The sequence below is a fragment of the Burkholderia sp. Tr-862 genome, assembly GCF_011753085.1.
Classification (GTDB): Bacteria; Pseudomonadota; Gammaproteobacteria; order Burkholderiales; family Burkholderiaceae; genus Burkholderia; species Burkholderia ambifaria.
Genome location: NZ_VWWG01000242.1, coordinates 1 through 7,439, shown reverse-complemented (window position 1 = coordinate 7,439; position 7,439 = coordinate 1). Strand labels below are relative to the sequence as shown.

At 66.4% G+C, this 7,439-nt stretch carries 8 protein-coding genes; 7 read left to right on the top strand and 1 reads right to left on the bottom strand.

The features are described 5' to 3' along the window. From F3J14_RS32555 to hslU, 7 genes are all read left to right on the top strand, one after another. The coding region (locus F3J14_RS32555) for a DUF484 family protein (RefSeq protein ID WP_166726411.1) at positions 1–199 on the top strand (199 nt) is incomplete at its 5' end. 13 nt (positions 200–212) lie between these two features. After that, positions 213–1,133 carry a tyrosine recombinase XerC gene (gene xerC / locus F3J14_RS32550; RefSeq protein ID WP_166726410.1) on the top strand — a complete coding sequence of 307 codons (921 nt, stop codon included), beginning with the start codon at positions 213–215 and terminating at the stop codon, positions 1,131–1,133. A gap of 76 nt (positions 1,134–1,209) precedes the next feature. Next, positions 1,210–2,424, top strand: coding sequence for a class I SAM-dependent rRNA methyltransferase (locus tag F3J14_RS32545; RefSeq protein ID WP_166726409.1), 1,215 nt, complete (start codon positions 1,210–1,212; stop codon positions 2,422–2,424). A gap of 192 nt (positions 2,425–2,616) precedes the next feature. Further along, entirely contained in the window at positions 2,617–3,696 is a 1,080-nt protein-coding gene (locus tag F3J14_RS32540; protein ID WP_166726408.1) for a GTP-binding protein, read from the top strand. 478 nt (positions 3,697–4,174) lie between these two features. Further along, positions 4,175–4,591, top strand: coding sequence for an RNA polymerase-binding protein DksA (dksA, locus tag F3J14_RS32535; protein ID WP_006477498.1), 417 nt, complete (start codon positions 4,175–4,177; stop codon positions 4,589–4,591). A gap of 235 nt (positions 4,592–4,826) precedes the next feature. Further along, positions 4,827–5,363 (top strand): ATP-dependent protease subunit HslV, encoded by a 537-nt coding sequence (gene hslV / locus F3J14_RS32530; RefSeq protein WP_006760749.1) that lies wholly within the window; start codon positions 4,827–4,829, stop codon positions 5,361–5,363. A 10-nt stretch (positions 5,364–5,373) separates the two neighbouring features. Further along, entirely contained in the window at positions 5,374–6,717 is a 1,344-nt protein-coding gene (gene hslU, locus F3J14_RS32525; protein ID WP_166726407.1) for an ATP-dependent protease ATPase subunit HslU, read from the top strand. Between the two features lie 100 nt (positions 6,718–6,817). Here hslU and F3J14_RS32520 read toward each other — a convergent pair whose 3' ends face one another. Continuing rightward, the gene (locus F3J14_RS32520; protein WP_011658200.1) at positions 6,818–7,360 is read right to left on the bottom strand and encodes a response regulator transcription factor; all 543 of its coding nucleotides are present in this window, start codon (positions 7,358–7,360) and stop codon (positions 6,818–6,820) included. Positions 7,361–7,439: the final 79 nt, after the last annotated feature.

Here is a 7,439-nt window from a genome sequence, read left to right as displayed (position 1 = left end):
GGCCGGCGACGGCTCGGCCGCATCGGTCGCGCTGCTCGCGCTGCGCGCGCCGCTCGCCGGCACCGATGCGCCCGCGTTCGGCCTGCTCGTGCTCGGCTCGCCCGATCCGCGCCGCTTCCACGACGGGATGGCGACAGACTTCCTCGCGCAGATCGCGACGCTTGCGAGCGCCGCGCTCACGCGCCTGCTGCCGCACTGATGTCGCGCCCGCGATGACCGACGATCCGATCGCCGCCTACCTGTCGAACCTGAAGCACGTCAGGCAGCTGTCGGAACACACGCTGCGTGCGTACACGCACGAACTCGACGAACTGAAGAAGCTCGCCGCCGGTCGCCCGCTCGACGCGCTGACGGCCGCCGACATGCGCGGCGCGGTCGCGCGCGCGCATGCGGGCGGACTGTCCGCGCGCTCGATCTCGCACCGGCTGTCCGCCTGGCGCGCGTTCTACCGCTGGCTCGCGCAGCGCATCGAGATGCCCGCGAACCCGGTCGCCGCGGTGCGCGCGCCGAAGCGCCCGAAAACTTTGCCGAAAGCGCTGTCGGTCGACGACGCATCGGCGCTGATGGACGCGCCGCTCGCCGGCACGACCGAAGGCATCCGCGATCACGCGATCCTCGAGCTGTTCTATTCGTCGGGGCTGCGCCTCGCCGAACTGGTCGGGCTCGACGTCATGTATACGCAGGCCGACGGCTACCGCTCGGCCGGCTGGCTCGATCTCGCCGAAGCCGAAGTCACCGTGCGCGGCAAGGGCAACAAGGAACGCAAGGTGCCGGTCGGCCGCAAGGCGATCGATGCGCTGAACGCGTGGCTCGCGGTGCGCGGCGAATTCGTGAAGCACGACCCGCATCCGCTGTTCGTGTCGGTGCGCGGCAACCGGATGTCGCCGGGCGTCGTGCGCGAGCGCGTGAAGCGCGCGGCGCTCACCGCGGGCATCCCCGCCAACGTCCATCCGCACGTGCTGCGCCACTCGTTCGCGACGCACGTGCTGCAGTCGAGCGGCGACCTGCGCGCGGTGCAGGAACTGCTCGGCCACGCGAGCGTCTCCGCGACGCAGGTCTATACGTCGCTCGACTTCCAGCATCTCGCGAAGATTTACGACAGCGCGCATCCGCGCGCGAAGAAGCGCGACTGACGCGCGTCCCGTGTTACCCGCCGCGCGCGGCGGCCGGCCGCGGCCGGCTTCGCGCACGGCCCATTTCGATCTCATCATGCAAACCGTCACCCTCAAGCCGTCCAAGGAAAAATCGCTGCTGCGCCGCCATCCGTGGATCTACGCCAATGCGATCGACCGCGTCGACGGCAAGCCTGCGCCCGGCGCGACCGTGATCGTGCGTGCGCACGACGGCCGCTTCCTCGCTCGCGGCGCGTACAGCCCGCAGTCGCAGATCCGCGTGCGCGTGTGGAGCTTCGACGAGAACGAGCCGATCGATCACGCATTCTTCAAGCGCCGCGTGCAGCGCGCGGTCGCGCACCGGACGACGATGGTGTCGGGCACGGGCGCGGTGCGGCTCGTGTTCGGCGAGGCCGACGGGCTGCCGGGGCTGATCGTCGACTACTACGTCGCGGATACCGCCGAAGCCGGCGCGGCGCCGCGCGGCCAGCTCGTCTGCCAGTTCATGGCCGCGGGCGTCGAAGCATGGAAGGAGGCGATCGTCGCGGCGCTCACCGGCGCGACCGGCTGCCCGAACGTGTACGAGCGCTCGGACGTGTCGATCCGCGACAAGGAAGGGCTCGAACAGACGACCGGCGTGCTGGCCGGCGATGCGCCGCCCGCGACGCTGATCTCGAACGAAAACGGCGTGCGCTATCACGTCGACGTGCCGAACGGCCACAAGACGGGCTTCTACGTCGACCAGCGCGACAACCGCGCGCTGGTCGCGCAGTACGCGGCCGAGCGCGACGTGCTGAACTGCTTCTGCTACACGGGCGGCTTCTCGCTCGCGGCGCTCAAGGGCGGCGCGAAACGCGTCGTGTCGATCGACTCGTCGGGCGATGCGCTCGCGCTCGCGCAGCAGAACGTCGTGGCCAACGGCTTCGACGCCGAACGCGCGACCTGGCTCGACGCCGATGCATTCAAGACGCTGCGCCGCCTCGTCGACGAAGGCGAGCGTTTCGACCTGATCGTGCTCGATCCGCCGAAGTTCGCGCCGACCCGCGACAGCGTCGATCGCGCGGCGCGCGCCTACAAGGACATCAACCTGAGCGGCTTCAAGCTGTTGCGCCCGGGCGGCCTGCTGTTCACGTACTCGTGCTCGGGCGCGATCGACATGGACCTGTTCCAGAAGATCGTCGCCGGCGCGGCGGCCGACGCGAAAGTCGACGCGCGCATCCTGAAGCGGCTCGGCGCGGGCGTCGACCACCCGCTGCTCGCCGCGTTCCCGGAAGGCGAATATCTGAAGGGCCTGCTGTTGCAAATCGTCTGATCGCCCCGATCTTGGCGGACATCCCGGCGCGCCAGCGCGATCTGGCGGGCCAGCGCTTTCGCCTGTCGTCCGGACGACGGGCGGGGGCTTGACAGGTATGTTTCAATGGATGGTTGTGCGCCCCCGCTCGCAGCGGGAGGCGCGACGCACATCCTGGTTTTGACCCCGATTCACGAACCACAGGCGACCGACATGGCCACTCCCGTCACCATCCTCACCGGCTTCCTCGGCAGCGGCAAGACGACGCTGCTCAAGCGCATCCTGAACGAACAGCACGGCATGAAGATCGCCGTGATCGAGAACGAGTTCGGCGAAGAGAACATCGACAACGAGATCCTCGTGCAGGATTCGAACGAGCAGATCATCCAGATGAGCAACGGCTGCATCTGCTGCACGATCCGCGGCGACCTCGCCCGCGCGCTCGGCGATCTGGCCGCGAAGAAGCGCGAAGGCAAGCTCGACTTCGACCGCATCGTGATCGAAACCACCGGCCTCGCGAACCCGGGCCCCGTCGCGCAGACCTTCTTCATCGACAGCGAAATCGCCGACGACTTCCTGCTCGACGCGGTCATCACGCTCGTCGACGCGAAGCACGCGAACGCGCAGCTCGACGAACACGAAGTCGTGCAGCGCCAGGTCGGCTTCGCCGACCGCCTGTTCATCACGAAGTCGGACCTCGTCGACGACCAGACCGTCGCCGGCCTCAAGCACCGCCTGATGCACATGAACCCGAAGGCGACGATCAAGATCGTCAACTTCGGCGAAGCCGACATCAAGGAAATCTTCGATCTGCGCGGCTTCAACCTGAATGCGAAGCTCGAGATCGACCCGGATTTCCTGGCCGAGGACGACCACGCGCACGATCACCACGATCATGATCATGACCACGATCACGCCAATTGCGACCACGATCACGGTCAATGCGCGCACGATCACGACCACGGCCATCATCACCATCACCACGCGCACCACGACGACAAGATCAAGTCGTTCGTGTATCGCAACGACCGCCCGTTCGACCCGAACAAGCTGGAAGACTTCCTCGGCGGCATCCTGCAGATCTACGGCGAACGGATGCTGCGCTACAAGGGCGTGCTGTACATGAAGGGCGTCGATCGCAAGGTCGTGTTCCAGGGCGTGCACCAGATGATGGGCAGCGACCTTGCCGCGAAGTGGCTGCCGGTCGAGAAGAAGACCAACAAGATGGTGTTCATCGGCGTCGATCTGCCGCAGGACCTGATCACCGACGGCCTCGACGCCTGCCTCGCCTGAGCGTTCAGGCCCCGGCATGGGGCGCCTTCCACGCGGCCGCCTTCGCGGGCGGCCGCGGTGCTTGCGCGGCAAGGGTTTCACCGTCATCGCTTTTTCGCGATTTGCGCGTTATATTTTCTAGATATTGGCGCAGCCGACGGGGATCGACCCGATACGGCGCCCGCTTGCGATTCAGTTACAATACGTGCCCGCTGGAGTACGGCAATAACAGGCCCGGTTCTTGCTGAACCAATACCGGGCGTCGCAACCGCGCCGGATCGCCCATCCGCCACCCGGCCGCGGCCGATGCGATTTGCCGCGCAGCACCGGTTCGCCGCGCGCAAATCAGCGCCAGGCCTGTCCTGGTATTTGAGAACCGGTTTTCCAGAGGCTTTCGGCCCCGCGGCGGCAGATCGCAAATGATTGCAAGCGCGGTTGCGGGTAATCCCAAAGTGCAGGCAATATCTCCTGATTTGCCGCACATTGAAGAAGCAAGCAGATGACGAAGAAACTCTTGACCGAAGCCGAAATCCTGAAGATGAGCGACAAGGATTACATGAATGAGGATCAGCTCGCCTTCTTCAAAAATCGGCTCGAACAGTTGCAGGCGGACATCCTCAAGAATGCCGGCCAGACGACCGAGAATCTGCGCGAGACGGTGATCGTGCCCGACCCCGCCGATCGCGCGACGATCGAGGAAGAGCACGCGCTCGAGCTGCGTACGCGCGATCGCGAACGCAAGCTCCTCAAGAAGGTTCAGCAGTCGCTCGCCCGCATCGATTCCGGCGATTACGGCTGGTGCGAGGAAACCGGCGAACCGATCGGCATCCCGCGCCTGCTCGCGCGCCCGACGGCCACGCTGTCGCTCGAGGCGCAAGAGCGCCGCGAGCTGCGCCAGAAGCTGTTCGGCGACTAATCGAGCGGCGTTCCGCTCTGACACGCTGCTTCCCGGAAGCGCGCGGCCTGCCGCGCGCTTTTTGTTTTTCCGGCACCGGCTCCCGGCCGGCCGATTTGCCCCTCCGCCTCTTGATATCCCGGCGCCCGCCCTAAAATGAATCGGACGCGCGCCGGGCCGCTCCCCGGCGCACTGCGATTCACGCGGCGGCGCCTCGCGCCGCCCGACTCTTCCCCGTTTTTCTCAAGGAACGCAGATGGAGCAATTTCACGGCACGACCATCGTTTCGGTCCGGCGCGGCGACAAGGTCGCGCTCGGCGGCGACGGCCAGGTAACCCTCGGCAACATCGTCATGAAGGGTGGCGCGCGGAAAGTGCGGCGGATCTACAACAACCAGGTTCTGGTCGGATTCGCGGGCGGCACCGCCGATGCGTTCTCGCTGCTCGATCGCTTCGAGGCGAAGCTCGAGAAGCATCAGGGCAATCTGACCCGCGCGGCGGTCGAGCTCGCGAAGGACTGGCGCACCGACCGGATGCTGCGCCGCCTCGAGGCGATGCTGATCACGGCCGATGCAACCACCACGCTCGTGATCACCGGCAACGGCGACGTGCTCGACCCGGAAGGCGGCATCTGCGCGATCGGTTCGGGCGGCGCATACGCGCAGGCCGCGGCCCGCGCGCTCGCGGAGAACACCGAGCTGTCCCCGCGCGAAATCGTCGAGAAGTCGCTCGAGATCGCCGGCGACATGTGCATCTACACGAACCACAACCGCATCATCGAAACGATCGAGTAAGGACCGCACCATGAGCACCATGACCCCTGCCGAGATCGTCTCGGAACTCGACAAGCACATCATCGGTCAAGCCAAGGCGAAGAAGGCCGTCGCGGTCGCACTGCGCAACCGCTGGCGCCGCCAGCAGGTCGGCGAGCCGCTGCGCCAGGAAATCACGCCGAAGAACATCCTGATGATCGGGCCGACGGGCGTCGGCAAGACCGAAATCGCGCGCCGCCTCGCGAAGCTCGCCGATGCGCCGTTCGTCAAGATCGAAGCAACCAAGTTCACCGAAGTCGGCTACGTCGGCCGTGACGTCGACAGCATCGTGCGCGACCTGATCGAGATCTCGGTCAAGCAGACGCGTGAATCCGAGATGCGCAAGGTGCGCAGCAAGGCGACCGACCAGGCGGAAGACCGCATCCTCGACATCCTGCTGCCGCAACCGCGCGCGGTCGGCTTCGGCGGCAACGCCGATCACGCGAACGACGACAACAACGCGACGCGCCAGACCTTCCGCAAGCGCCTGCGCGAAGGCCAGCTCGACGACAAGGAAGTCGAGCTCGACCTCGAGCAGCCGTCGGCCGGCATGGACATCATGGCGCCGCCGGGGATGGAAGAGATGACCGAGCAGATCCGCTCGATGTTCTCGAACCTCGGCAGCGGCAAGAAGCAGCGCCGCAAGGTAAAGATCAAGGAAGCGCTGAAGCTGCTGACCGACGAGGAAGCGGCGAAGATGCTCAACGACGAGGAAGTGAAGACGAAGGCCGTGCAGAACGTCGAGCAGAACGGCATCGTGTTCCTCGACGAAATCGACAAGATCACGTCGCGCAACAACGAAGGCAGCGGCGGCGAAGTGTCGCGCCAGGGCGTGCAGCGCGACCTGCTGCCGCTCGTCGAGGGCACGACCGTCAACACGAAGTACGGGATGGTGAAGACCGATCACATCCTGTTCATCGCGAGCGGCGCGTTCCACCTCGCGAAGCCGAGCGACCTGATTCCCGAACTGCAGGGGCGCTTTCCGATCCGCGTCGAGCTCGACTCGCTGTCGGTGGAGGATTTCGAGGCGATCCTCGACGCGACCGACGCGAGCCTCGTCAAGCAGTATCAGGCGCTGCTCGCCACGGAAGACGTGCACCTCGAGTTCGCCGCGGACGGCATCCGCCGCCTCGCCGAGATCGCGTATGCGGTCAACGAGAAGACCGAGAACATCGGTGCGCGCCGGCTTTACACGGTGATCGAGAAGCTGCTCGAGGAAGTGTCGTTCTCGGCCGGCAACCACGCCGGCGAGCGCGTGACGATCGACGCGAAATATGTCGAGCGTGCGCTCGGCGAAGTATCGCAGGACGAAGACCTGTCGCGCTACGTGCTGTAACGCGCACGGCGTCGAATGCGAAACGGGCGGCCCGGCGGGCCGCCCGTTTTCGTTGGTGCCGTTGGTGCCGTGGTGCGACAGGCCGACGGCGCAGCGCCGCTTACTGGCGCACCGGCTTCTTCGCGAGCTTGCGCTGCAGCGTGCGGCGGTGCATGTTCAGCGCGCGCGCGGTGGCCGAGATGTTGTTGTTGTTCTCCGCGAGCACGCGCTGGATGTGCTCCCATTCGAGCCGGTCGACCGACAGCACGACCGGATTCTCGAGCGCCTCGTCGGCCTGCACTTCGCTGGCGTTGGTCTGCAGCGCGGCCAGGATCGACTCGATGTTCGCCGGCTTCGCGAGATAGTTGTCGGCGCCTTCCTTCACGGCCTGCACGGCGGTCGCGATGCTCGCATAGCCGGTCAGCACGAGGATCCGCGCGTCGGGCTGCAGGTCGCACAGCGGCGCGATCAGGCTCAGGCCCGAATCCTCGCCGAGATGCAGGTCGACGGTGATGAACTGGAACTTGCCGCCGGCCGCGAGCCGCAGCGCCGCCTCCTTGTCGTGCGCCTGCTGGACCGCATAGCCGCGGCGCTCGAGGCCGCGCGCGAGCGTGCCCGCGAACACCTCGTTGTCGTCGATCACCAGGAAATTGTTCTCGCTCATGTGGTTTCTCCGTCTACGTGTTGGTTGAGGCGGCCGGCGCCGCGATGCGCGCCACCGGCAGGCGCAGCACCGCGCGCGA

Excerpts from the sequence above, each read along its gene's own strand:
- F3J14_RS32520 (WP_011658200.1), bottom strand. The coding sequence starts at position 7,360 with ATGAGCGAGAACAATTTCCTGGTGATCGACGACAACGAGGTGTTCGCG.
- F3J14_RS32540 (WP_166726408.1), top strand. The coding sequence starts at position 2,617 with ATGGCCACTCCCGTCACCATCCTCACCGGCTTCCTCGGCAGCGGCAAG.
- F3J14_RS32545 (WP_166726409.1), top strand. The coding sequence starts at position 1,210 with ATGCAAACCGTCACCCTCAAGCCGTCCAAGGAAAAATCGCTGCTGCGC.
- hslU (WP_166726407.1), top strand. The coding sequence starts at position 5,374 with ATGAGCACCATGACCCCTGCCGAGATCGTCTCGGAACTCGACAAGCAC.
- hslV (WP_006760749.1), top strand. The coding sequence starts at position 4,827 with ATGGAGCAATTTCACGGCACGACCATCGTTTCGGTCCGGCGCGGCGAC.
- xerC (WP_166726410.1), top strand. The coding sequence starts at position 213 with ATGACCGACGATCCGATCGCCGCCTACCTGTCGAACCTGAAGCACGTC.
- dksA (WP_006477498.1), top strand. The coding sequence starts at position 4,175 with ATGACGAAGAAACTCTTGACCGAAGCCGAAATCCTGAAGATGAGCGAC.